At 71.8% G+C, this 22,504-nt stretch carries 27 protein-coding genes and 1 pseudogene; 21 read left to right on the forward strand and 7 right to left on the reverse strand.

All coding sequences use genetic code 11. The features are described from left to right. A partial coding sequence (locus ACQKIP_RS09175) for an oxidoreductase (protein ID WP_427742674.1) occupies positions 1 to 1,252 on the reverse strand: 1,252 nt, incomplete at its 3' end. Positions 1,253 to 1,502: 250 nt separating this feature from the next. Between ACQKIP_RS09175 and hisD the strand changes: the two genes are divergently transcribed. The 10 genes from hisD to ACQKIP_RS09225 all read left to right on the forward strand — a co-directional run bounded on the left by hisD (position 1,503) and on the right by ACQKIP_RS09225 (position 9,280). Beyond that, positions 1,503 to 2,825 carry a histidinol dehydrogenase gene (gene hisD / locus ACQKIP_RS09180; RefSeq protein ID WP_365852863.1) on the forward strand — a complete coding sequence of 441 codons (1,323 nt, stop codon included), beginning with the start codon at positions 1,503 to 1,505 and terminating at the stop codon, positions 2,823 to 2,825. Further along, a complete protein-coding gene (locus ACQKIP_RS09185) occupies positions 2,822 to 3,940 on the forward strand; it encodes a histidinol-phosphate transaminase (protein ID WP_365852865.1) in 1,119 nt (372 codons plus the stop codon). Before hisD ends, ACQKIP_RS09185 begins: the two co-directional genes overlap by 4 nt. Then, positions 3,937 to 4,530 (forward strand): imidazoleglycerol-phosphate dehydratase HisB, encoded by a 594-nt coding sequence (hisB, locus tag ACQKIP_RS09190; RefSeq protein WP_135330188.1) that lies wholly within the window; start codon positions 3,937 to 3,939, stop codon positions 4,528 to 4,530. The genes ACQKIP_RS09185 and hisB overlap by 4 nt, the downstream gene beginning before the upstream one ends. Positions 4,531 to 4,534: 4 nt before the next feature. Further along, positions 4,535 to 4,699 carry a hypothetical protein gene (locus ACQKIP_RS09195; protein ID WP_361188742.1) on the forward strand — a complete coding sequence of 55 codons (165 nt, stop codon included), beginning with the start codon at positions 4,535 to 4,537 and terminating at the stop codon, positions 4,697 to 4,699. Positions 4,700 to 4,716: 17 nt separating this feature from the next. Then, positions 4,717 to 5,358 (forward strand): imidazole glycerol phosphate synthase subunit HisH, encoded by a 642-nt coding sequence (gene hisH / locus ACQKIP_RS09200; protein WP_365852867.1) that lies wholly within the window; start codon positions 4,717 to 4,719, stop codon positions 5,356 to 5,358. A gap of 17 nt (positions 5,359 to 5,375) precedes the next feature. Continuing rightward, entirely contained in the window at positions 5,376 to 6,104 is a 729-nt protein-coding gene (priA, locus tag ACQKIP_RS09205; RefSeq protein ID WP_365853454.1) for a bifunctional 1-(5-phosphoribosyl)-5-((5-phosphoribosylamino)methylideneamino)imidazole-4-carboxamide isomerase/phosphoribosylanthranilate isomerase PriA, read from the forward strand. Continuing rightward, positions 6,101 to 6,520, forward strand: coding sequence for a RidA family protein (locus ACQKIP_RS09210; protein ID WP_365852869.1), 420 nt, complete (start codon positions 6,101 to 6,103; stop codon positions 6,518 to 6,520). The genes priA and ACQKIP_RS09210 overlap by 4 nt, the downstream gene beginning before the upstream one ends. Then, complete coding sequence (gene hisF, locus ACQKIP_RS09215) at positions 6,517 to 7,272, forward strand: imidazole glycerol phosphate synthase subunit HisF (RefSeq protein WP_365852871.1); 756 nt, start codon at positions 6,517 to 6,519, stop codon at positions 7,270 to 7,272. Before ACQKIP_RS09210 ends, hisF begins: the two co-directional genes overlap by 4 nt. 125 nt (positions 7,273 to 7,397) lie before the next feature. Then, positions 7,398 to 8,006 (forward strand): ArsR/SmtB family transcription factor, encoded by a 609-nt coding sequence (locus ACQKIP_RS09220; RefSeq protein ID WP_365852873.1) that lies wholly within the window; start codon positions 7,398 to 7,400, stop codon positions 8,004 to 8,006. Between the two features lie 14 nt (positions 8,007 to 8,020). Further along, positions 8,021 to 9,280: an MFS transporter gene (locus tag ACQKIP_RS09225; protein WP_365852875.1), complete on the forward strand. Its 1,260-nt coding sequence runs from the start codon at positions 8,021 to 8,023 to the stop codon at positions 9,278 to 9,280. Between the two features lie 9 nt (positions 9,281 to 9,289). Here ACQKIP_RS09225 and ACQKIP_RS09230 read toward each other — a convergent pair whose 3' ends face one another. Beyond that, positions 9,290 to 9,691: a VOC family protein gene (locus ACQKIP_RS09230; RefSeq protein WP_365852877.1), complete on the reverse strand. Its 402-nt coding sequence runs from the start codon at positions 9,689 to 9,691 to the stop codon at positions 9,290 to 9,292. 8 nt (positions 9,692 to 9,699) lie between these two features. Then, positions 9,700 to 10,335, reverse strand: coding sequence for a TIGR03085 family metal-binding protein (locus tag ACQKIP_RS09235; RefSeq protein ID WP_365852879.1), 636 nt, complete (start codon positions 10,333 to 10,335; stop codon positions 9,700 to 9,702). A gap of 81 nt (positions 10,336 to 10,416) precedes the next feature. Here ACQKIP_RS09235 and hisI point away from each other — a divergent pair, with 81 nt between their 5' ends. Next, positions 10,417 to 10,797, forward strand: coding sequence for a phosphoribosyl-AMP cyclohydrolase (gene hisI / locus ACQKIP_RS09240; RefSeq protein ID WP_365852881.1), 381 nt, complete (start codon positions 10,417 to 10,419; stop codon positions 10,795 to 10,797). Here hisI and ACQKIP_RS09245 read toward each other — a convergent pair. Beyond that, positions 10,778 to 11,245, reverse strand: a complete 468-nt coding sequence (locus tag ACQKIP_RS09245; RefSeq protein WP_365852883.1) for a hypothetical protein — start codon at positions 11,243 to 11,245, stop codon at positions 10,778 to 10,780. The genes hisI and ACQKIP_RS09245 overlap by 20 nt on opposite strands. A gap of 79 nt (positions 11,246 to 11,324) precedes the next feature. On the opposite strand from ACQKIP_RS09245, the gene ACQKIP_RS09250 reads away from it, so the two are divergent. From ACQKIP_RS09250 to lgt, 10 genes are all read left to right on the forward strand, one after another. Next, positions 11,325 to 12,827: an anthranilate synthase component I gene (locus tag ACQKIP_RS09250; RefSeq protein WP_365852885.1), complete on the forward strand. Its 1,503-nt coding sequence runs from the start codon at positions 11,325 to 11,327 to the stop codon at positions 12,825 to 12,827. 7 nt (positions 12,828 to 12,834) lie between these two features. Continuing rightward, entirely contained in the window at positions 12,835 to 13,515 is a 681-nt protein-coding gene (locus ACQKIP_RS09255) for a TIGR02234 family membrane protein (protein ID WP_365852887.1), read from the forward strand. 114 nt (positions 13,516 to 13,629) lie between these two features. Next, on the forward strand, positions 13,630 to 13,869 hold the full coding sequence (locus tag ACQKIP_RS09260) for an HGxxPAAW family protein (RefSeq protein WP_365852889.1): 240 nt from the start codon (positions 13,630 to 13,632) through the stop codon (positions 13,867 to 13,869). A 96-nt stretch (positions 13,870 to 13,965) separates the two neighbouring features. Further along, complete coding sequence (locus ACQKIP_RS09265; protein ID WP_365852891.1) at positions 13,966 to 14,418, forward strand: DUF2752 domain-containing protein; 453 nt, start codon at positions 13,966 to 13,968, stop codon at positions 14,416 to 14,418. A gap of 187 nt (positions 14,419 to 14,605) precedes the next feature. Continuing rightward, positions 14,606 to 15,415: an indole-3-glycerol phosphate synthase TrpC gene (gene trpC, locus ACQKIP_RS09270; protein ID WP_365852893.1), complete on the forward strand. Its 810-nt coding sequence runs from the start codon at positions 14,606 to 14,608 to the stop codon at positions 15,413 to 15,415. A 9-nt stretch (positions 15,416 to 15,424) separates the two neighbouring features. After that, positions 15,425 to 15,742, forward strand: a complete 318-nt coding sequence (gene trpM / locus ACQKIP_RS09275; RefSeq protein WP_427742665.1) for a tryptophan biosynthesis modulator TrpM — start codon at positions 15,425 to 15,427, stop codon at positions 15,740 to 15,742. Between the two features lie 4 nt (positions 15,743 to 15,746). Further along, positions 15,747 to 17,033, forward strand: coding sequence for a tryptophan synthase subunit beta (gene trpB, locus ACQKIP_RS09280; protein ID WP_365852895.1), 1,287 nt, complete (start codon positions 15,747 to 15,749; stop codon positions 17,031 to 17,033). After that, positions 17,030 to 17,845 carry a tryptophan synthase subunit alpha gene (gene trpA / locus ACQKIP_RS09285; protein WP_365852897.1) on the forward strand — a complete coding sequence of 272 codons (816 nt, stop codon included), beginning with the start codon at positions 17,030 to 17,032 and terminating at the stop codon, positions 17,843 to 17,845. Before trpB ends, trpA begins: the two co-directional genes overlap by 4 nt. A gap of 62 nt (positions 17,846 to 17,907) precedes the next feature. Beyond that, positions 17,908 to 18,684: a DsbA family protein gene (locus ACQKIP_RS09290; RefSeq protein ID WP_365852899.1), complete on the forward strand. Its 777-nt coding sequence runs from the start codon at positions 17,908 to 17,910 to the stop codon at positions 18,682 to 18,684. A gap of 100 nt (positions 18,685 to 18,784) precedes the next feature. Continuing rightward, a complete protein-coding gene (gene lgt, locus ACQKIP_RS09295) occupies positions 18,785 to 19,786 on the forward strand; it encodes a prolipoprotein diacylglyceryl transferase (protein WP_365852901.1) in 1,002 nt (333 codons plus the stop codon). A 51-nt stretch (positions 19,787 to 19,837) separates the two neighbouring features. Here the strand turns inward: lgt and ACQKIP_RS09300 are convergent, their stop codons facing one another. The 3 genes and pseudogenes from ACQKIP_RS09300 to ACQKIP_RS09310 all read right to left on the reverse strand — a co-directional run. Next, positions 19,838 to 20,671 (reverse strand): HpcH/HpaI aldolase/citrate lyase family protein, encoded by an 834-nt coding sequence (locus ACQKIP_RS09300; RefSeq protein WP_365852903.1) that lies wholly within the window; start codon positions 20,669 to 20,671, stop codon positions 19,838 to 19,840. Beyond that, entirely contained in the window at positions 20,668 to 21,855 is a 1,188-nt protein-coding gene (locus tag ACQKIP_RS09305; RefSeq protein ID WP_365852905.1) for a CaiB/BaiF CoA transferase family protein, read from the reverse strand. Before ACQKIP_RS09305 ends, ACQKIP_RS09300 begins: the two co-directional genes overlap by 4 nt. Continuing rightward, a pseudogene (locus tag ACQKIP_RS09310) lies at positions 21,852 to 22,504 on the reverse strand (PfkB family carbohydrate kinase); the annotation flags it as partial. The pseudogene ACQKIP_RS09310 and the gene ACQKIP_RS09305, both read right to left, overlap by 4 nt.

Consider the following 22,504-nt stretch of genomic DNA (forward strand, 5'->3'; position numbering starts at 1 on the left):
GGGCGGCCCGGCCCGGCCGGTAGCCGTAGGCCACCGTCCAGTCCTGGGCGAAGCCCCAGAGCTTGGCCGCGAGGGGCAGGGTCTCGCGGCGCCGGCGCTGCTTGGCGAGCAGGACCTCGCGGGCGTCGGCGTCCTCGCCGCCGTTGCGCAGGACGGTGGCCAGCTTCTCGTACGGCTCCGGGTTGTACTCGGCGGTCGCGGCCGCCACCCAGCTCAGCCGCCGGGAGAGCGGGAAACTGCCGAGCGGGACGAGGTTCTCGTAGCTGAAGCCGCCCATCTGGAGGCCGCCGGGGCCCGGCCAGCTGGTCGACTTGTCGATGAGGTTGACGACCTTCATGCCGGACAGGATGACCTTGCCGCGCTGCGGTGCCTCGCCCAGGAAGCGCAGCTCGGGGGTCTGGACTCGGCGCAGTGAGACCTCCTGGTCGTTCTCCAGGGTGAAGCGCGCCTGGGCCAGGTCGACCGCGTCCCCGAAGCGGCCGTCGTCGAGCCTTATGCCGCCCTGGCACTCGAAGCGCTGGACCCTGGTGCCGCGCGGGGGAGTCATGCCGCTGGTCATGGGGGGATCGCCGAGCGCGGCGGGCGTCATGTACAGCGTGCGTTCCACCGTCATCTGCGGGGCGTTGAGCGCCCGCTGCCCGTACGGATTGGCGAGCTTGCTGCCCCGCAGGCTGAAGGAGACGCCGATCTTCGCGCCGCGCAGGCTCAGCTGGCCGTGCGACTCCATCATCTCGGCCTGGAGGTCCTGCCCGACCGAGAGCCCGTCGCCCATGATCGAGTTGCCGCGCCGGTCGCGGTAGATCACCGCCTGGTTGATGAGGAGGTCGGTGCCGATCTGGGCGTCCGTGAGCCGCATGCCGTTGTGGATCCGGCAGCGCGGCAGATGCAGGTCGCCCTCCGTGTGCACGCGGGCCGCCTCCACGCGCGGGATCGAGCAGTTGACCAGGCGCAGGGTGGTGAACTTGGCCTCGGGGACCAGGATCTCCTTCTCGAAGCGGCAGTGCTTCAGCTCGGCGTAGGGAAGGATCTCGCCGCCCGCCAGGTCGAGTACGTCCGTGATCTGGAGGCCCGAGAGCTTCAGCGACGAGACCCGGCCCGAGAGGGCGGGCGGGCCCTCCAGGAGCAGCCAGCACACGATGCGCGCGCGCACACTGCGTTCCGGGCCCCAGGGGTGGCCGCCGTGCGGATCGTCCGCCATCGCGTCCCCCGACCGGAGGTCGTAGACGCTGCCGTTGCGGAAGGCCTGCCACATGCCGATCTCGGCGGCGGTCAGTCCGTCCGGCGGGTCACCGATGCCGGTGTCGTCGACCACTGCTGTTGTCCTCCCCGTACCGCGATCCCGTACCGCAATCCCGTATGCGATGTGCCGCTGTCTCGTACACCTGTTTCATGCCCGTTCGGTGACGGGCTGAACGCTAGTGGTGAACGTGGTCTTCCGGGATCTATATCAGCCAGTGATACGGGCGTCCGGCCCGCAAACCTGGTCTGAGAGAATTGGGCACGTGATCTCCCGAATCGATCTGCGCGGCGACGCCCTCCCCGAGGGTCCCGCCCTGCGCGCCCTGCTGCCCCGTGCCGACTTCGACGTCGCGGCCGCCCTGGAGAAGGTGCGGCCCATCTGCGAGGACGTGCATCATCGTGGCGACGCGGCGCTGATCGAGTACGCGGAAAAGTTCGACGGAGTACGCCTGGCGCAGGTCCGCGTCCCCGCGGCCGCCATCGCCGAGGCCCTGGCCGGTCTCGACCCCGTCGTCCGCGAGGCGCTCGAAGAGTCGATCAGGCGCGCCCGCATCGTCCACGCCGAGCAGCGCCGTGCCCCGCACACCACGCAGGTCGTGCCCGGCGGCACGGTCACCGAGAAGTGGGTGCCGGTCGAGCGCGTCGGGCTCTACGCGCCGGGCGGCCGGTCCGTCTACCCCTCCTCCGTGATCATGAATGCGGTCCCGGCGCAGGAAGCGGGCGTCGGGTCGATGGCCCTCGCGTCCCCGCCGCAGAAGGACTTCGGGGGTCTTCCGCACCCGACGATCCTCGCAGCCTGCGCCCTCCTGGGCATCGACGAGGTGTACGCGGTCGGCGGCGCACAGGCCGTCGCGATGTTCGCGTACGGCACCGAGACCTGCGCCCCCGCGAACATGGTCACGGGCCCCGGCAACATCTGGGTCGCCGCGGCCAAGCGCTACTTCACCGGGCGCATCGGCATCGACACCGAGGCAGGACCGACCGAGATCGCGGTCCTCGCCGACGACACGGCCGACGCCGTGCACGTCGCCTCCGACCTGATCAGCCAGGCCGAGCACGACCCGCTCGCCGCCGCCGTGCTCGTCACCGACTCCATCGCGCTGGCCGACGCCGTGGTCAAGGAGCTCGAACCGCAGGTCGCGGCGACCAAGCACGTCGAGGACCGGATCGCCCCCGCCCTCGCGGGCAGGCAGTCCGCGATCGTCCTGGTCGACGGCCTGGAGGAGGGCCTGCGCGTCGTCGACGCGTACGGCGCCGAGCACCTGGAGATCCAGACCGCGGACGCCGCGGCCGTCGCGGACCGGGTGAAGAACGCGGGCGCGATCTTCGTCGGCCCCTGGGCGCCCGTCTCGCTGGGCGACTACTGCGCCGGTTCCAACCACGTCCTGCCGACGGGCGGCTGCGCCTGCCACTCCTCGGGCCTCTCGGTCCAGTCGTTCCTGCGCGGCATCCACATCGTCGACTACTCCCGCGACGCGCTCGCCGACGTCGCCCACCACGTGGTGACGCTGGCGGAGGCCGAGGACCTGCCCGCGCACGGTGCGGCGGTCAAGGCGCGGTTCGGATGGAAGGTACCCACCCAGTGAACGTCCGGATCGACGACCTCCCCGTACGCGACGAACTGCGCGGCAAGTCCCCCTACGGCGCGCCCCAGCTCGACGTTCCCGTACGCCTGAACACGAACGAGAACCCGTACCCCCTGCCCGACGCACTGGTCGAGCGCATCGCCGAGCGGGTCCGCGAGGCGGCCCGCGACCTCAACCGCTACCCCGACCGGGACGCCGTCGAGCTGCGCACGGAGCTCGCCCGCTACCTCACGCGCACCGGCGGCCACGAGGTCTCCCTCGCCAACGTCTGGGCGGCCAACGGCTCGAACGAAGTCATCCAGCAGCTGCTCCAGACCTTCGGCGGGCCGGGCCGCACCGCCATCGGTTTCGAGCCCTCGTACTCGATGCACGGCCTCATCGCGCGCGGCACCGGCACGGGCTGGATCTCCGGGCCCCGCGGCGAGGACTTCACGATCGACGCCGACGCGGCGGCGAAGGCCATCACCGACAACCGGCCCGACGTCGTCTTCGTCACCACGCCCAACAACCCCACGGGCAACGCCGTCCCGGCCGAAACGGTCCTCGCGCTCTACGAAGCCGCGCAGGCCGCGAAGCCGTCGATGGTCGTGGTCGACGAGGCGTACGTCGAGTTCAGCCACGGCGACTCGCTGCTCCCGCTGCTCGCGGGACGGCCGAACCTCGTCGTCTCCCGCACCATGTCGAAGGCCTTCGGCGCGGCCGGGCTGCGCCTCGGCTACCTCGCCGCCGACCCCGCGGTCGTAGACGCCGTACAGCTCGTACGCCTGCCGTACCACCTCTCGGCCGTCACGCAGGCCACGGCGCTCGCCGCCCTGGAGCACACCGACACGCTCCTGAAGTACGTCGAGCAGCTGAAGCAGGAGCGCGACCGCCTGGTGGGCGAGCTGCGTGCGATCGGCTATGAAGTGACCGACTCCGACGCCAACTTCGTCCAGTTCGGGCGGTTCGAGGGCGAAGGGGCCGCCCACGCGGTCTGGCAGCGGATCCTCGACCGGGGTGTCCTGGTCCGGGACAACGGAGTACCGGGCTGGCTGCGGGTCACCGCAGGAACCCCCGAAGAGAACGACGCGTTCCTCGATGCGGTACGCGAACTGAAGAAGGAGCAGCAGGCATGAGCCGGGTTGGACGGGTCGAACGGACCACCAAGGAGACCTCGGTCCTCGTCGAGATCGATCTCGACGGCACCGGCAAGGTCGAGGTGTCGACGGGCGTCGGTTTCTACGACCACATGCTCGACCAGCTCGGCCGCCACGGCCTCTTCGACCTCACGGTCAAGACCGAGGGCGACCTGCACATCGACACCCACCACACCATCGAGGACACCGCCCTCGCGCTCGGCGCCGCCTTCAAGCAGGCGCTCGGCGACAAGGTCGGCATCTACCGCTTCGGCAACTGCACGGTCCCGCTCGACGAGTCGCTCGCCCAGGTGACCGTCGACCTCAGCGGCCGCCCCTACCTCGTGCACACCGAGCCCGAGACCATGGCGCCGATGATCGGCACGTACGACACGACGATGACCCGGCACATCCTGGAGTCCTTCGTCGCGCAGGCCCAGATCGCCCTGCACGTGCACGTGCCCTACGGCCGCAACGCCCACCACATCGTGGAGTGCCAGTTCAAGGCCCTGGCCCGCGCGCTGCGTTACGCCTCCGAGCGTGACCCGCGCGCCGCCGGGATCCTCCCCTCCACGAAGGGCGCGCTGTAAAGCAATGACCGGCCTCAACACGATTCTGATCGTCGTCGGTCTCTTCCTGATCGGCGGCATCATCTCCTTCGTCAAGCAGGGGATGCCGAAAAGCCTGATCGCGCTGCTCTCCATCGGCGCGGCCATGTGCCTCGTCGCGGGGATCCTGCGGCTCGACTACTGGAACTGAGGGGAGCTGATCCACGTATGACCGCTCCCAAGAAGGTCGTCGTCTTCGACTACGGCTTCGGGAACGTCCGCTCCGCCGAACGCGCCCTCGCGCGCGCGGGCGCGGACGTCGAGATCACCCGTGACTACGACAAGGCCATGGCCGCCGACGGCCTCCTCGTCCCCGGCGTCGGCGCCTTCGCCGCCTGCATGCAGGGGCTCAAGGAGGCGCGCGGCGACTGGATCGTGGGCCGCAGGCTCGCGGGCGGCCGTCCCGTGATGGGCATCTGCGTCGGCATGCAGATCCTCTTCGCGCGCGGCATCGAGCACGACGTGGAGACCGAGGGCCTCGACGAGTGGCCCGGCACCGTCGAGCCGCTGAAGGCCGACATCGTGCCGCACATGGGCTGGAACACGGTCGAGGCACCCGAGGGCTCCCAGCTGTTCGCGGGCCTCGACGCCGAAGCCCGCTACTACTTCGTGCACTCGTACGCCGTGCACCACTGGGACTTCGAGGTCGGCAACCCCGCCTTCCGCGCGCCCAAGGTCGCCTGGACCACGCACGGCGAGCCCTTCGTGGCGGCCGTCGAGAACGGCGCCCTGTGGGCCACGCAGTTCCACCCCGAGAAGTCCGGCGACGCCGGCGCCCAGCTCCTCTCCAACTGGATCGGAACCCTCTAGGAATGTCAGGGACCTCTGTGAGCAAGCTCGAACTCCTTCCCGCCGTCGACGTCCGCGACGGCCAGGCCGTACGCCTCGTCCATGGCGAGTCCGGCTCTGAGACCTCCTACGGCTCCCCGCTGGAGGCCGCCCTCTCCTGGCAGCGGTCGGGCGCCGAGTGGCTGCACCTGGTCGACCTCGACGCCGCGTTCGGCACCGGCGACAACCGCGCCCTGATCGCCGAGGTCGCCGGCGCCATGGACATCAAGGTCGAGCTGTCCGGCGGCATCCGCGACGACGCGTCCCTGGAGGCCGCGCTCGCCACCGGCTGCACGCGCGTGAACCTCGGTACGGCCGCCCTGGAGACCCCGGAGTGGGTCGCCAAGATCATCGCGTCGCACGGCGACAAGATCGCCGTCGGCCTCGACGTCCGCGGCACCACCCTGCGCGGCCGCGGCTGGACGCGCGACGGCGGCGACCTGTACGAGACCCTGGCGCGCCTCGACTCCGAGGGCTGCGCCCGCTATGTCGTCACCGACATCGCCAAGGACGGCACGCTCCAGGGCCCGAACCTGGAGCTCCTGAAGAACGTCTGCGCGGCCACCGACCGCCCGGTCGTCGCCTCCGGCGGCGTCTCCTCGCTCGACGACCTGCGCGCCATCGCCGAACTCGTCCCGCAGGGCGTCGAGGGCTCCATCGTCGGCAAGGCCCTGTACGCGAAGGCCTTCACGCTCGAAGAGGCCCTGGCCGCGGTGGCGGCGTCATGAGCGACGTCGTCCGCAGGGTGAGCTCGGGCGGACCGTGGGAGGAGGCCATCGGCTACTCCCGCGCCGTCGAGCTGCCCAACGGCCTCGTACTGGTGTCGGGCTGCACGTCGGTGGTGAACGGCACCATAGACGCCGGAACGCCCTACGAGCAGGCGGCCAACGCCTTCCACGTCGCCGTCGAGGCCCTGAAGAAGCTGGGCCTGGGCCGCGAGCACGTCGTGCGCACCCGCATGTACCTGACCCACGCGCGCGACGTGGAGGAGGTCGGCCGGGCCCACAAGGAGCTCTTCGACGACGTCCGTCCCGCCGCGTCGATGCTCATCGTCTCCGGCTTCATCGACCCCAGCCTGGTCGTCGAGGTCGAGGTCGAGGCGTACCGGGGAGCCCCGGCAGCCGGGGGAGCGGAGAACTCATGACCCTGGCCGTACGAGTCATCCCCTGCCTGGACGTGGACAACGGCCGCGTCGTCAAGGGCGTCAACTTCCAGAACCTGCGCGACGCGGGCGACCCTGTCGAGATGGCCAAGGTGTACGACGCCGAGGGCGCCGACGAGCTCACCTTCCTGGACATCACCGCGTCGTCCGGCAACCGCGAGACCACCTACGACGTGGTCCGGCGCACCGCCGAGCAGGTCTTCATCCCGCTCACGGTGGGCGGCGGCGTCCGTACCGCCGAGGACGTCGACAAGCTCCTGCGGGCGGGCGCGGACAAGGTGGGCGTGAACACGGCCGCCATCGCGCGCCCCGAGCTGATCCGCGAGATCGCGGAGCGGTTCGGCCGCCAGGTGCTCGTCCTGTCGGTCGACGCCCGGCGCACGCCCGACGGCTCCTTCGAGGTCACGACCCACGGCGGCCGCAAGTCCGCCGGGATCGACGCCGTCGAATGGGCGCACCGGGCCGCCGAGCTGGGCGCGGGGGAGATCCTGCTCAACTCGATGGACGCGGACGGCACGAAGGACGGCTACGACATCGAGATGATCGCGGCGGTCCGCCGGCACGTGACCGTCCCGGTCATCGCGTCCGGCGGTGCGGGCGGGCTCGATCACTTCCCGCCGGCGATCGACGCGGGCGCGGACGCGGTGCTGGCCGCGTCGGTCTTCCACTTCGGGGATCTGCGGATCGGCGAGGTGAAGGACACGCTGCGGGGGGCGGGACACCCCGTGCGCTGAGGCGGTCCCTTTCTGCGCTTGAGCCCTGGCCACCCGGTGGCCAGGGCTTTCTGCGGTGGAGATAGGAAAGAAAACTTGCGCAATTAATATTGCGCAAGTTTTCTTTCCTATTTACGGTGGAGGTCATGGACGACAAGCAGCCCGGCCCCGGGCCCGGCGAGCCCCGCCGCATCACCGACCTCGGCACGCTCAAGGCGCTGGGGCACCCGCTGCGTCTGCGGGTCTACGGCACGCTGCGGGTCTCGGGCCCTTCGACGGCCTCGCAACTGGCCTCGCAGGTCGACGAGGCGGTCTCGCTCGTCAGCTACCACCTGCGCAAGCTCGCGGAGCACGGCCTCATCGAGGAGGCCGACGTACAGAGCGAGGACGCGCGGGAGCGGTGGTGGCAGGCCGCGCAGGACACCCTGAGCTTCAGGCACGAGGACTTCAGGGACACCCCGGAGGGGGCGGCCACGCACGCGGCCGTCGTACGCAGCCTGATCACTTACCGTCAGGAGCAGTACGAGGCCTACCTGGACCAGCAGGAGGCGTGGGGCGCCGAGTGGCGTCTGGCGGCCGACCAGTCGGACTTCCTCGCCCGGCTGAACCCCGCCGAGCTGAAGCGGCTCAACGCCGAGATCCACGCCCTGGTCAGGACGTACGAGGAACAGGGCAAGGCCGCCGAGGCGGCGGGCGACACCGAGGGGCGCGAGAACGTCGCCGTCCACCTGGCCAGCTTCCCCTTCCGGCTCTGAGAGGGCGTTCCGCGATGTCCACCACCCGTATACGCATGGCCCCGTTAGGGGACTCCGGCTCCGAGAAGCCCGCGCACCGGGACGGCAATGTGCTGCGCTGGCTCAGCGCGTACACCGCGTCGATGGTCGGCGACAGCATCTACTTCGTGGCGCTCTCGTGGGCGGCCACCCGCAGCGGCAGCCCCGCACAGGCGGGGCTCGTCCTGGCCGTCGGCTCCCTGCCGCGTGCCGCGCTCATGCTCGGCGGAGGCGTGATCGCCGACCGGTTCGGGCCCCGCAGGGTCGTCATCGGCAGCGACGCGGTGCGCTGCGCGGTGATCCTCGCCGTTGCCGTGCTGCTTCTGGTGACCACTCCCGGGATCTGGCTCCTGATCCCCGTCGCCTTGGTCTTCGGTGCCGTGGACGCACTGTTCCTGCCGAGCGTCGGAGCCCTGCCCGCACGCATCACCACGCCGGGTCAGCTCGGTCGGGTGCAGGGCATGCGGGGGTTCGCGCAGCGGGTGGCCACGGTCGCCGCCGCACCGCTGGGCGGCCTCGCGGTGGCGGTGGGCGGGCCCGCGGCCGGGTTCGGAGCGGCGGGTCTGCTCTTCGCCGGTTCACTGGTGCTGCTGATGGCGGTACGCGTCCGGCAACTCGCCCCGGACGAGGAGGCGCGGTCGGGCGGGAGCGCCGGGCATCAGCTCGTGGACGGCCTCGCGTACATCCGCGGGCACCGGGTGCTCGCGCCGTTGCTCCTGGTGGCCGGGGTGATGGAGCTCGGGTTCTCCGGACCGGCCAACATCGGCGTCGTGCTCCTGGCCGACCAGCGGGGCTGGGGAGCCGCCGGCATGGCGTGGATCATCGGGGGCTTCGGGGTCGGTGCCGGGGCCGCCGCGCTGCTGCTCGCGGTGCGGGGGCGTGTCGCACGGGCCGGAGCCGTCCAGGCGTGGGGAGTGGTCGTGGGCTCCGTCGCGCTGGGTGCGATCGCCTTTGCCCCCTCGGTCGCCCTCGCGGCGGTGGCCGGACTCTGCGTCGGCCTGTGCACCGGGCTCGGCGGCGCGCTGATCGCCGCCCTGCTGCAGACGGTCACCGACCCCGCCTACCTGGGCCGCGTCACCTCGGTGGCCACCCTCTTCACGGTGGGTGTCGCCCCCGTCTCGTACCCCGTCGTCGGCGCGGCGATCGGCGTCTGGGGCGCCGGGCCGGTCTTCGCCGTCAGCGCGGCGGTGAGCGCGGCGGGCGGGGTGCTCGGGCTCTGCTCCCGCGCCCTGCGCCGCGCCGAACTGCCGAGCTAGAGCCCGCTCCTACCCAGCGGACGCGTCCTGCATCAGCTGCACCAAGTTCCCCACCGAGTCATCCAGCACCGCGGTGATCACCGGCCCCTGCTCCTCGGGCCCCTGCGTGAACCGGACGCCGAGCCCCGTGAGGCGCTCGTACTCGGCCCGGACATCGTCGACCCCGAAGACGATGCACGGGATGCCCGCCTCGTGCAGTGCCTTGCGGTAGGGCTCCGCGATGGGGCCCTCGCCCGGCTCCAGCAGCAACTCCACATCGCCGTGACCGCCCGCCGCCCCCACGGTCACGAAGACCTGGCCGGCCATCATGTCCACGTGGTGGCGGGTCTCGAAGCCGAGCACGTCCGTATAGAAGGCGTGGGCTCTGGCCACGTCGTCGACGTACACGCCGGTCATGGCGATCTTGATCATCGGAGTCCTCAGATGCCCAGTTGCTTCGTCTCGTGCAGCCGGGCGATGGCGTCCTTGTCGCCGTCCAGCTCGACGTCGGCCGCGTCCTGCCGCCCGTACGCGTACATCAGCAGCTCGGAAGGCTCACCGGTCACCGTCACCACGGGAGTGCCGCGGTGCGCCACGGCCGTCTGGCCGTCCGGGCGCCGCAGGACCACGCCCACCGGAGCCTTGCGGCCCACCAGGCGGGCCATCCGCTCCAGGCGGGACCACAGCGCGTCCGCGAAGACCGGGTCGAGTTCGCGCGGCGTCCAGTCGGGCCGGGCGCGGCGTACGTCCTCGGTGTGGATGTAGAACTCGACGGCGTTCGACGCCTCGTCGATCTGCTTGAGGGAGAAGGGCGAGAAGCGCGGCGGTCCCGTCCTGATGAGCTGGATCAGTTCCTCGTAGGGCTTCGCGGCGAACTCGGCCTGCACACGCTCCAGGCGCGCGGCGAGCTGCTTGATCAGCAGCCCGCCCGCGGCGTCCGCGCGGCGCTCGCGGACCACCACATGGGCCGCGAGGTCACGGGTGTTCCAGCCCTCGCAGAGGGTGGGGGCATCAGGGCCCCCGGCCTCCAACAGATCGGCGAGAAGGAGTCGTTCACGCTTGGCATGGGTCGACATACGCCCCAGCGTACGACCCGGTACCCCGTCCGCCCAGTGGACACGGCCCTGCGGGCACCCGGCGCGCGGCACAATGGGCCCATGACCGCCACACCCCCGCCCAGCAGCCTCGATCCCGGCATCGCCGCCCGCCTCAAGCGCGCCGCCGACGGACTCGTCCCCGCCATCGCCCAGCAGTACGACACCGGCGAGGTCCTGATGCTGGGCTGGATGGACGACGAGGCGCTGCACCGCACCCTCACCACGGGCCGCTGCACGTACTGGTCGCGCAGCCGCCAGGAGTACTGGGTCAAGGGAGACACCTCCGGCCACTTCCAGTACGTGAAGTCCGTGGCCCTCGACTGCGACGCGGACACCGTCCTGGTCCAGGTCGACCAGATCGGCCCCGCCTGTCACACCGGCACGCGCACGTGCTTCGACTCCGACTCCCTCGCGGTCACCTTCACCGGCACCGAAGGGTGATCGTCTCGCCGTCCCGCAGCACGATGCGGGACGGATCGCCGGCCCTGGCCTGCCCGCCGACATCGGCGCGGCACTTCTCCCGTACGGCGCTCACACCCCACTCGGTCATGAACTGGCCCAGGGTGAAGTCCCGCCACTCCTCCGACTCCACGTGCAGGGTGCCGGTGGTGTCGTGCGTGTGCAGCGGGCTGTAGCGGGGCTTGGGGCCCGAGCGGTCGATGCCGATGTCCGCGGGGACGGTGACGGGGCTGCCGCCCGAGTACACCTTCAGGGTGGTGTGGATGTGCATGTCCATCGCCTCGGAGTCGAGCATCTCCAGGCCCGCGGCCCGGACCCGCTCGGGTACGTCCTTGGGGGCGGGCCACACCACGGGCTCGGGGGCGGCGGCCCCGAACGCGGTCGAGGCGAGGACGAGGGCAAGGGCGGACAGCGTACGGCGGTTGGTCATCGTCCCGTTGTAGTGGCAGACCGTCCCGCCTGCCGGGCCGCAACACCGTCCGCCACCCGCACGGCCGTAAGCTCCTCCCATGGATCTCGAGACCTTCCGCAAGCTCGCGAGCGACCGCCGAGTGATCCCCGTCAGCCGCAAGCTCCTCGCGGACGGCGACACCCCGGTCGGCCTCTACCGCAAGCTCGCAGCCGAGCGGCCCGGCACGTTCCTCCTGGAGTCCGCGGAGAACGGCCGCTCCTGGTCCCGCTACTCCTTCGTCGGCGTCCGCAGCGCCGCCACCCTCACCACCCGTGACGGCGAGGCCCACTGGCTGGGCACCCCGCCCGTCGGCGTCCCAACGTCCGGCGACCCGCTCGAAGCCCTGCGCGCCACCGTCCAGGCCCTGCACACACCGCACGACCTGGCCTCGGGGATGCCGCCCTTCACGGGAGGCATGGTCGGCTACCTCGGCTACGACATCGTGCGCCGCCTGGAGAAGATCGGCCCCGGCGAGCGCGACGACCTCAAGCTGCCCGAGCTGACGATGCTGCTCACCAGCGATCTCGCCGTCCTCGACCACTGGGACGGGTCCGTCCTCCTGATCGCCAACGCGATCAACCACAACGACCTGGAGACCGGCGTCGACGAGGCGTACGCCGACGCGGTCGCGCGCCTCGACGCCATGGAGGCCGACCTGTCGCGGGCCGTCTCCCAGCCCCCGGCCGCCCTGCCGCCCTCGGAGCTCCCGCCGTACACCGCGCTGTGGGGCGGCGAGCAGTACCAGGAAGCCGTCGAGGACATCAAGGAGCGCATCCGCGCGGGCGAGGCCTTCCAGGTCGTCCCCTCCCAGCGCTTCGAGACCCCCTGCGACGCGAGCGCCCTCGACGTCTACCGCGTGCTGCGGGCCACCAACCCGTCGCCGTACATGTACCTCTTCCGCTTCGACGGGTTCGACGTCGTCGGCTCGTCGCCCGAGGCCCTCGTCAAGGTCGAGGACGGGCGCGCCATGGTGCACCCCATCGCGGGCACCCGGCCGCGCGGCGCGACCCCGCAGGAGGACCAGGCGCTCGCCGACGAACTGCTCGCCGACCCCAAGGAGCGTGCCGAGCACCTGATGCTGGTCGACCTGGGCCGCAACGACCTGGGGCGGGTCTGCGAACCCGGCTCGGTCGAGGTCGTCGACTTCATGTCCATCGAGCGGTACTCCCACGTCATGCACATCGTGTCGACGGTCACCGGACAGGTCGCCGAGGGCCGCACCGCCTTCGACGTGCTCACCGCCTGCTTCCCCGCGGGCACCCTCTCCGGCGCCCCCAAGCCCCGCGCGATGCAGATCATCGACGAGCTCGAACCCTCCCGGCGCGGTCTGTACGGCGGCTGTGTCGGATATCTCGACTTCGCGGGCGACTCCGACACCGCCATCGCCATCCGCACCGCCCTGCTGCGCGAGGGCACGGCATATGTGCAGGCCGGGGCGGGGGTCGTCGCCGACTCCGACCCGGTGGCCGAGGACACCGAGTGCCGCAACAAGGCGGCGGCCGTCCTGCGCGCCGTCCACACGGCGAACCGGCTGCGGCGCCCCGACGGCCGTGAGGGATAGTGGAGGGGTGACTTCTGCCGTACCTCCGCCCCGCACCCGGGCCGCTGATCCCGATGGTGCCGCCGAGACCGCCGCCGAGCCCGAGACCCGGGCCCAGCGCAGCGGTCGGCGCAGCATCGCCGTGGCCCTGCTGTCCGGCGCAGTCGGCGCGGCCCTCGCGCTGCTCGCCTCCCGCCAGACGTGGGCGAAGGGCACCGCTTCGGTCGCGGGCGGCGAACTGCCGCTGAGCGCCACGGGCAGCGACGTCACGGGCGTGCCCGCGGCCCTGGCGATAGTGGGCCTCGCCTCGCTCGTCGCCGTCTTCGCCGTCCGCAGGGCCGGGCGGATGCTGGTCTCGCTGGTGCTCGCGCTGAGCGGCGCGGGCACCGTGGCCGCCGCCCTCCTCGCCGCGAACGACAGCAGCGCGCTCGACGAGAAGGCCGCCGAGGCCTCCGGCGACGCCGCCGCCACCATCGGTGATCTCAGCCACACCGCCTGGCCGTACGCGGCCGCGGCGGCGGGCGCGCTGATCCTGATCGCCGGACTGCTCGCCCTCACGTACGGAAAGGGCTGGCCCGCCATGTCGGGACGCTACGAACGCGACGGCGCCCCGCGTCCGCGCAAGGCGCCCCCGAAAGTGGACCCGGACCGGCCCGAGGACCTGTGGAAGGCGCTCGACCGCGGCGAGGACCCCACGCGCGAGGCATGACCCCGGGCTCGGGCACGCGCGCGTGTGCGGGACAATGGGAGCGGTGAGCGTTCGGCTCACCCCATGCACCACCTCATGCATCACCACCACGCACACAGCAACGAGGAGCAAGCCATGTCGGGCAGCAGCCACGGACACACCCCGGCCGCCTGGACCGGTGTCATCATCGCCTTCATCGGTTTCTGCGTATCGGGTGCCTTCATGGTGTTGGCCAACCCGCTGGGCTTCTGGGCCGGCATGGTCATCATCGCCGCCGGTGGCGTCGTCGGCATGATCATGCGCGCCGCGGGTCTCGGCCAGGCCAAGCGCACGCAGCCGCAGCCGAAGGGGCAGCTCGCCCACTCCGAGGGCTGAGCCCCGACAGTCGTACGCGGGAGGCCGCACCGGCAGGCGCCGGGACGGCCTCCTTCCGCGTTTCCCTGCGGGCGGCCACCGGCGACGAGGGGCACAATGCATCGGGTGGACGCTGACGACGCTGACCCCCAGAGCGCGGCACCAGCCGTCGGCCCCGCCCTGCGGCGGCTCGCCGTACCCCTCGGCGTGCTCGGCTCGGTGATCGCCGCCTTCGCCTACGTCGGCGCCGTCGACCCGAACGAACCCGGCCACTACCCCACGTGTCCGCTGCTCCAGCTCACCGGCGTGTACTGCCCCGGCTGCGGCGGACTGCGCAGCGCCCACGCCTTCATCCACGGCGACCTCGGCACGGCTCTTGGCGCCAACGCGCTCGCCGTCGCCGGGTACGGCCTCTTCGCGGTCGTGTGGACCCTCTGGGCGGTCCGTGCGGCCCGCGGGCGACGGTTGCGGATCGAGTTGGGGAGCGCGCAGCTGTACGGGATCGGGGTGCTTATTGCCGTGTTCACCCTTGTGCGCAATCTGCCGTTCGGGGCATGGCTGCATCCGTGACGTGCGGCGAAACCGCAGGCCGCAGGCCCGGAAGGTGTCCAGGTCGTGGGACTGGCGTCAACCGGATGCGGGGCCTTCGCCCTCCTGCGGATACCATCGCAGTGACCATCGGAAATGCCTGATGAGGCAGCCGAACAGGCTTGAGGTTCAAACAGCAGCTTCACCGTCAGGGAAGGGGGCCGCTCGCGTGAGTGTGCTCGACGAGATCATCGACGGAGTCCGTGCCGACCTCGCGGAACGGCAGGCGCGCGTCAGCCTCGACGAGCTCAAGGAGCGCGCGGCGAAGGCTCCTGCGGCCAAGGACGGGGTCGCCGCCCTGCGCGGCGACGGCGTCAAGGTCATCTGCGAGGTCAAGCGCTCCAGCCCTTCCAAGGGCGCGCTCGCCGCGATCGCCGACCCGGCGGGCCTCGCCGCGGACTACGAGGCGGGCGGCGCCGCCGTCATCTCCGTGCTCACCGAGGAGCGCCGCTTCGGCGGTTCGCTCGCCGACCTGGAGGCCGTCCGGGCCAAGGTCGACATCCCGGTGCTCCGCAAGGACTTCATCGTCACCTCGTACCAGCTGTGGGAGGCCAGGGCGTACGGCGCCGACCTCGCCCTGCTTATCGTGGCCGCCCTGGAGCAGCCCGCCCTGGAGTCGCTCATCGAGCGCGCCCATTCGATCGGCCTCACGCCGATCGTCGAGGTGCACGACGAGGACGAGGCCGAGCGCGCCGTGGACGCGGGGGCCCGGGTCATCGGCGTCAACAACCGCGACCTCAAGACCCTCAAGGTCGACCGCTCCACCTTCGAGCGGGTCGCCCCCGAGCTGCCGGACGACGTCGTCAAGATCGCCGAGTCCGGTGTGCGCGGGCCGCACGACCTCATCGCGTTCGCCAACGCGGGCGCCGACGCGGTGCTCGTGGGCGAGTCCCTGGTGACCGGCCGCGACCCCAAGGGCGCGGTCTCCGACCTGGTCGCCGCGGGCGCGCACCCGGCCCTGCGGCACGGGCGGAGCTGACCCCTCCCGATGACCGCCTTCGCCCGCCTCGCACCCGGCTGCCGCCCCCGCGGCTGCCGGGCGCCCGCGCGGCGCGTGCACGGTCGCAGGGTGCGGTACGTCATCGGCGACGAGCCGGGCCAGGTCAACGGGATGCGATGGCCGAGCGCCCCGTCAGGGGCGCGGGGGACTGCGCGCCCCGCCCCGGGCGGGCCTCGGCCCGACGCAACGTCTGCGCATCACCCCGCCCAGACGGGCACTCTCCGGTGGGGCTTGCCCGCGCAGTTCCCCGCGCCCCTGGCGGGGTCGATCGCATCGCAGATCACCCATTCACGCCACGTGAGGTAGAGGCATGTCCAGCGAGTACTTCATCCCCGACCCAGAGGGTCAAATCCCCACCGCCGAGGGATACTTCGGTGCCTTCGGCGGAAAATTCATCCCGGAGGCCCTCGTCGCCGCCGTCGACGAGGTCGCCGTCGAGTACGACAAGGCCAAGAACGACCCCGAGTTCGCCCGCGAGCTCGACGACCTCCTGGTCAACTACACCGGCCGCCCCAGCAGCCTCACCGAGGTGCCCCGGTTCGCCGAGCACGCGGGTGGCGCACGGGTCTTCCTCAAGCGCGAGGACCTGAACCACACCGGCTCGCACAAGATCAACAACGTGCTCGGCCAGGCCCTGCTCACCAAGCGCATGGGCAAGACCCGCGTCATCGCGGAGACCGGCGCGGGCCAGCACGGCGTGGCCACCGCCACCGCCTGCGCGCTCTTCGGCCTCGAATGCACCATCTACATGGGCGAGATCGACACCGAGCGCCAGGCCCTGAACGTGGCCCGCATGCGCATGCTCGGCGCCGAGGTCATCGCCGTGAAGTCCGGCAGCAGGACCCTGAAGGACGCCATCAACGAGGCCTTCCGCGACTGGGTCGCCAACGTGGACCGCACGCACTACCTCTTCGGCACGGTGGCGGGCCCGCACCCCTTCCCAGCCATGGTGCGCGACTTCCACCGCGTCATCGGGGTGGAGGCCCGCCGCCAGATCCTGGAGCGCGCCGGACGCCTGCCCGACGCGGCCGTCGCGTGTGTGGGCGGCGGCTCGAACGCCATCGGCCTCTTCCACGCCTTCATCCCGGACGCCGGAGTCCGGCTCGTCGGGTGCGAGCCCGCGGGCCACGGCGTCGAGACCGGCGAGCACGCGGCCACGCTGACCGCCGGTGAGCCCGGCATCCTGCACGGCTCGCGGTCGTACGTCCTCCAGGACGAGGAAGGGCAGATCACCGAGCCCTACTCGATCTCGGCCGGACTCGACTACCCGGGCATCGGCCCCGAGCACGCCTTCCTCAAGGACAGCGGCCGCGGCGAGTACCGCGCCGTCACCGACGACGCGGCGATGCAGGCCCTGCGTCTCCTGTCGCGCACCGAGGGCATCATCCCGGCCATCGAGAGCGCCCACGCGCTCGCCGGGGCCCTGGAGGTCGGCAAGGAGCTGGGCAAGGACGGGCTGATCGTCATCAACCTGTCCGGGCGCGGCGACAAGGACATGGACACGGCCGCCCGCTACTTCGGGCTCTACGACACGGACGCCGCCGTCGAGGCGGACGCGGGCAGCGACGCCGCGGAGATCGAGGGGGACGCCAAGTGAGCGGCAACATCCGACTGCTGGACGAGACCCTCGCGGCAGCCAAGTCCGAGGGCCGCTCGGCTCTCATCGCCTACCTCCCGGCCGGGTTCCCGACCGTGGACGGCGGCATCGCGGCCATCAAGGCCGTCTTCGACGGCGGAGCCGATGTCGTGGAGGTCGGTCTGCCGCACAGCGACCCCGTCCTCGACGGCCCCGTCATCCAGACCGCCGACGACATCGCGCTCAAGGCGGGCCTGAAGATCGCCGACGTGATGCGCACGGTGCGCGAGGCGTACGAGGCGACCGGCAAGCCGGTGCTCGTCATGACGTACTGGAATCCGATCGACCGCTACGGCGTCGAGCGCTTCACCGCCGAACTCGCCGAGGCGGGCGGCGCCGGGTGCATCCTGCCCGACCTGCCCGTCCAGGAGTCGGGCCTGTGGAGGGAGCACGCCGAGAAGCACGGCCTGGCGACCGTCTTCGTCGTCGCGCCGAGCAGCAAGGACGAGCGGCTCGCCACCATCACGGCGGCCGGTTCGGGCTTCGTCTACGCGGCGTCCCTGATGGGCGTCACGGGCACCCGTGAGTCCGTGGGGGAGCAGGCGCAGGAACTGGTGCGGCGCACCAAGGCCACCACCGAACTGCCGGTCTGTGTCGGACTCGGCGTCTCCAACGCCCGGCAGGCCGCCGAGGTCGCGGGCTTCGCCGACGGCGTGATCGTAGGCTCTGCCTTCGTGCAGCGGATGCTGGACGCCGACGACGAGGCGGCGGGTCTCGCCGCCGTCCGTGCGCTCGCCGCCGACCTCGCGCAGGGAGTTCGCGGCGCCGCGTAACTCGTACGGGTGGACTAGGACCGGGGAGGCACGCTCGTGCCTCCCCGGTTCGTTGGCCGGGTGTGAGCGAGAAGAACCGTGAGGGAAAGCGCGCGGCCCGCGACCGGCTGGCGGAAGAGCGAGAGCGGCAGAAGGGGCGGGACAAGCGCCGCAGGGTGTTGATCGTGAGTGCCGCCGTCGTGGGCGTGCTCGCGCTCGCCGCCGTGGCCGGTCTGGTCGCCGCCAACTCGGGCGACGACAAGAAGACTTCGGGCCCCTTGTCGGCCCCCAAGGGGGCGAACGGCGAGGATCAGCTCTCCATCCCCGTCGGCAAGGACACCGCCAAGTCCACCCTCACCGTCTGGGAGGACTTCCGCTGCCCGGCCTGCAAGCAGTTCGAGGACAGGTATCGCTCGACGATCCACGCCCTCGCCGACAAGGGCCAGCTCAAGGTCGAGTATCACCTGGCGACGATCATCGACGGGAACATGGGCGGCAGCGGCTCCCTGCGCGCTGCCAACGCCGCGGCCTGCGCCCAGGACGCCGGGAAGTTCACCGCGTACCACGACGTGCTCTTCAAGAACCAGCCCCCGGAGCCGGACGACGCGTTCAGCAAGAACGACAAGCTGATCGACCTCGCCGGTCAGGTGGACGGGCTCGTGACGGACTCCTTCAAGAAGTGCGTGAACGACGGACAGCACGACAGCTGGGCCACCAAGTCGAACCAGGCCTTCCAGGAAGCGGGCCTCCAGGGCACGCCGAGCGTGCTGCTCGACGGCAAGAACATCTTCGCCGACCCGAAGAAGCCGCTGACCCCGGCGCAGCTGAAGGCCAAGGTGGAGGCGGCGAACAGGGGCTAGCCGACCCCTGGGCGCGGGCCTCTCCGGGGGTTCCTGTTATGGAGACGTAGCCGGGCTGGTTGCCTCGGGCACCGCCCGGCACGATAGCGTCGGACTTGCCATGGACCTTGCCTTCATTCCCAGCCCCTCGCGCGGAGTGGTCGAACTCGGACCCATTCCGCTGCGCGGCTACGCGTTCTGCATCATCATCGGCGTCTTCGTCGCCGTCTGGCTCGGCAACAAGCGGTGGATCGCTCGCGGGGGCCGGCCAGGCACCGTGGCCGACATCTCCGTCTGGGCCGTGCCGTTCGGCCTCGTCGGCGGGCGTCTGTACCACGTGATCACGGACTACCAGCTGTACTTCAGCGAGGGCCGTGACTGGGTGGACGCCTTCAAGATCTGGGAGGGCGGCCTCGGTATCTGGGGCGCGATCGCGTTCGGCGCGGTCGGTGCCTGGATCGGCTGCCGCCGGCGCGGCATCCCGCTGCCCGCCTGGGCCGACGCCCTCGCCCCCGGCATCGCCTTCGCCCAGGCGATCGGCCGCTGGGGCAACTGGTTCAACCAGGAGCTGTACGGCAAGGCCACGGATCTGCCGTGGGCGCTGAAGATCACGTCGGCGGAGGACGGCCGGGTCCCCGGCACGTATCACCCGACGTTCCTCTACGAATCCCTCTGGTGCATCGGCGTCGGCTTCCTGGTCATCTGGGCCGACCGCCGCTTCAAGCTGGGCCACGGCCGGGCGTTCGCGCTGTACGTCGCCTCGTACTGCGCGGGCCGCGGCTGGATCGAGTACATGCGCGTTGACGACGCTCACCACGTCCTCGGCCTGCGGCTCAACGTCTGGACCGCCATCGCGGTGTTCGTGCTCGCCGTCGTGTACTTCGTGCTCTCGGCGAAGACCCGCCCCGGCCGCGAGGAGATCGTCGAGCCCGTGCCGGCCGGCGAGGAATCCGCGGACTCGCCTGACGGCGAGGGCGCCACGCCGGCCAAGTCCGCCGACGACGCGGATGACGGCGACGCCGAAGGGGCCAAGGACGCGGAGAAGGCCAAGGTCGAGGACAAGGCCAAGGCCGAGGCCGAGGACAAGGACAAGGACGGAGCCGGGTCCGCCAAGAAGGGCTGACGCTTCGTACGTCGACGGGGCCGCCGGATCACCGATCCGGCGGCCCCGTCGCTATGGGCGCCGCCGCGCGAGGGCCAGTACCCGCTGCGCGCCCTCCACCACGGCCTTGTCCACGAACGTGCCGTCCGGCAGGGCCAGGGCGCCTTCGTCCGTCGTGGACGCCTTGACGATCTGCTCGGCGTGGTCGATCTCCTCAGGGGTGGGGAGATAGGCGCGTTCGATGGCGGGGAGCTGGCGGGGGTGGATCGCGGCGCGGCCCAGGAACCCCAGGGACCGGCCGTGCGCGCAGGACGCCGTCAGGCCCGCGATGTCACGGATGTCGGGGTACACCGACTGCGCGGGCGGTGCCAGGCCCGCGGCTCTGGCGGCCACCACCACGCGGGCGCGGGGCCAGTCGAGGCCCGCGTCGTCACGTACTCCCAGGTCGGCGCGGAGATCCGCCTCGCCGAGGGAAAGCCCGTGCAGGGCCGGGTGGGCGGTGGCGATGGCGAAGGCGTGCTCCAGGCCGAGCGCCGATTCGATCAGGGCGTGCAGGGCGGGGGCGCCGCCGTCCGCGGGGGCCGAGCGCTCCGCGACGCGGACGACGTCCGCCGGGCGGGCCACCTTGGGCAGGCGCAGGCCGGAGACCCCCGGCAGGTGCGCGATCGCCCGCAGGTCGGCGTCGGCCAGGGGCCCGTCCAGGGCGTTCACACGGACCTGGACCGGGACGGCGGGGATGTCGCACAGCAGCTCGGCCGTTGCCGCTCGCGCGTATTCCTTGCGGTCGGGGCCGACCGCGTCCTCCAGGTCCACGATGACGACGTCGGCGCCCGCGAGCAGGGCCTTGGCCACCACGGCCGGCCGGTCGCCCGGAACGTACAGCCAGGTCAGAGGCGTTTCCTTCACAGGGCGCCCTCCTTGCGCAGTCCCGCGATCTCGCCGCCGGACAGGCCCAGTTCGGTCAGGACCTCCTCCGTGTCGGCTCCGTGCGGGCGGCCCGCCCAGCCGATCGAGCCGGGTGTCTCGGAGAGGCGGAAGAGGACGTTCTGCATGCGCAGCGGGCCGAGCTCCGGGTCGTCGACGGTGGTGACGGTGTCCAGGGCCGCGTACTGCGGATCGGTCATCACGTCACGTACGTCCTGGATGGGAGCGACCGCCGCCTCCGCCTTCTCGAAGGCCTCGATCACCTCGGCTCGGGTGTGCCGGGCGATCCAGGCGCCGACCGCCCCGTCGAGGACGTCCGCGTGGGCCGCGCGGTCCGCGCCCGAGGCGAACCAGGGCTCGGCGATCAGTTCGGGGCGGCCCACCAGGCGCATCACGCGCTCCGCGATCGACTGGGCCGACGTGGAGACGGCGACCCAACTGCCGTCCGCCGTGCGGTAGGTGTTGCGGGGCGCGTTGTTGGTGGAGCGGTTGCCGGTGCGGGGCTGGACGTGGCCGAGCTGGTCGTACCAGGTGGGCTGCGGTCCGAGGACCGTGAGGATCGGCTCGATGATCGCCATGTCCACCACCTGGCCCCGGCCCGTCCGGTCGCGGGCCGCGAGCGCCGTCATCACCGCGTACGCCGTCGCGAGCCCCGCGATCGAGTCGGCGAGCCCGAAGGGCGGCAGGGTCGGCGGTCCGTCCGGTTCGCCGGTGATCGCGGCGAAGCCGCTCATCGCCTCCGCGAGCGTCCCGAAGCCGGGGCGGCGGGAGTACGGGCCGAACTGGCCGAAGCCCGTGACGCGGGCCAGGACCAGGCGGGGGTTGGCCGCGCTCAGCTCCTCCCAGCCGAGGTCCCATTTCTCCAGGGTGCCGGGCCGGAAGTTCTCGACGATCACGTCCGCCGTCGAGGCGAGGCGCAGCAGGGTCTCCCGGCCGCCCGGCGCGGAGAGATCGAGGGTCATCGTGCGCTTGTTGCGGCCGAGGATCTTCCACCACAGGCCGACGCCGTCCTTCGACGGGCCGTGCCCCCGTGACGGGTCGGGCCTGCGCGGATGCTCGACCTTGATGACCTCCGCGCCGAAGTCGCCGAGCATGGTGGCGGCGAGCGGGCCCGCGAAGAGCGTCGCCAGGTCCAGGACGCGCAGACCGGCCAGGGGCGCGGTCATGACGTGCCCCCGTTCGCCCGGGCGTCGATCTCGGCGCGGAACGGCATCGACGACGAGGCCCCCGTGCGCTGCACGGAGAGCGCGGCTGCCGACGACGCCCAGGTGAGCGCGTCCGGCAGCGAACCGCCCTCGGCGAGGGCCACCGCGAGGGTGCCGACGAACGTGTCGCCCGCGCCCGTGGAGTCCACGGCGGTGACGCGCGGGGCCGCCACCAGCATCGGCTCGGCGTCCCGGGTCGCGTACAGGCTGCCGCGCGCGCCGAGCGTGACGACGACCTCGGGGACCCTGGCGAGGAGCGAACGGGCGGCGTCGTGCGGGTCGGTCAGGCCGGTGAGGGTGGCCGCCTCGTGTTCGTTGGGCACCAACACGTCGATGACGTCGAGGAGTTCGGCCGGCAGCGGCTGTGCCGGGGCCGGGGTGAGGATGGTGCGCACACCGTGCCTGCGGGCGGCCCGCGCGGCGGCGAGCACCCCCTCCACGGGGATCTCCAGCTGGAGCAGGAGGATGTCGGCGGAGGCGATCAGGCCCTCGTCGCCGGGGGCGAGCGCGGTGAGCGCCGCGTTGGCGCCGGGGATGACGACGATCGCGTTGCCGCCCTCGTCGTCGACCACGATGTGCGCGGTGCCGGTGGCCTCGGTGTCGACGGTGC

Source organism: Streptomyces sp. NPDC059900 (assembly GCF_050270335.1).
In the GTDB taxonomy this organism is placed as follows: domain Bacteria; phylum Actinomycetota; class Actinomycetes; order Streptomycetales; family Streptomycetaceae; genus Streptomyces.

Coding starts and splice junctions, on each gene's coding strand:
- hisB (WP_135330188.1), top strand. CDS start 3,937: ATGAGCCGGGTTGGACGGGTCGAACGGACCACCAAGGAGACCTCGGTC.
- ACQKIP_RS09195 (WP_361188742.1), top strand. CDS start 4,535: ATGACCGGCCTCAACACGATTCTGATCGTCGTCGGTCTCTTCCTGATC.
- hisH (WP_365852867.1), top strand. CDS start 4,717: ATGACCGCTCCCAAGAAGGTCGTCGTCTTCGACTACGGCTTCGGGAAC.
- ACQKIP_RS09210 (WP_365852869.1), top strand. CDS start 6,101: ATGAGCGACGTCGTCCGCAGGGTGAGCTCGGGCGGACCGTGGGAGGAG.
- hisF (WP_365852871.1), top strand. CDS start 6,517: ATGACCCTGGCCGTACGAGTCATCCCCTGCCTGGACGTGGACAACGGC.
- ACQKIP_RS09220 (WP_365852873.1), top strand. CDS start 7,398: ATGGACGACAAGCAGCCCGGCCCCGGGCCCGGCGAGCCCCGCCGCATC.
- ACQKIP_RS09225 (WP_365852875.1), top strand. CDS start 8,021: ATGTCCACCACCCGTATACGCATGGCCCCGTTAGGGGACTCCGGCTCC.
- ACQKIP_RS09230 (WP_365852877.1), bottom strand. CDS start 9,691: ATGATCAAGATCGCCATGACCGGCGTGTACGTCGACGACGTGGCCAGA.
- ACQKIP_RS09235 (WP_365852879.1), bottom strand. CDS start 10,335: ATGTCGACCCATGCCAAGCGTGAACGACTCCTTCTCGCCGATCTGTTG.
- hisI (WP_365852881.1), top strand. CDS start 10,417: ATGACCGCCACACCCCCGCCCAGCAGCCTCGATCCCGGCATCGCCGCC.
- ACQKIP_RS09245 (WP_365852883.1), bottom strand. CDS start 11,245: ATGACCAACCGCCGTACGCTGTCCGCCCTTGCCCTCGTCCTCGCCTCG.
- ACQKIP_RS09250 (WP_365852885.1), top strand. CDS start 11,325: ATGGATCTCGAGACCTTCCGCAAGCTCGCGAGCGACCGCCGAGTGATC.
- ACQKIP_RS09260 (WP_365852889.1), top strand. CDS start 13,630: ATGTCGGGCAGCAGCCACGGACACACCCCGGCCGCCTGGACCGGTGTC.
- ACQKIP_RS09265 (WP_365852891.1), top strand. CDS start 13,966: ATGCATCGGGTGGACGCTGACGACGCTGACCCCCAGAGCGCGGCACCA.
- trpM (WP_427742665.1), top strand. CDS start 15,425: ATGACCGCCTTCGCCCGCCTCGCACCCGGCTGCCGCCCCCGCGGCTGC.
- trpB (WP_365852895.1), top strand. CDS start 15,747: ATGTCCAGCGAGTACTTCATCCCCGACCCAGAGGGTCAAATCCCCACC.
- lgt (WP_365852901.1), top strand. CDS start 18,785: ATGGACCTTGCCTTCATTCCCAGCCCCTCGCGCGGAGTGGTCGAACTC.
- ACQKIP_RS09305 (WP_365852905.1), bottom strand. CDS start 21,855: ATGACCGCGCCCCTGGCCGGTCTGCGCGTCCTGGACCTGGCGACGCTC.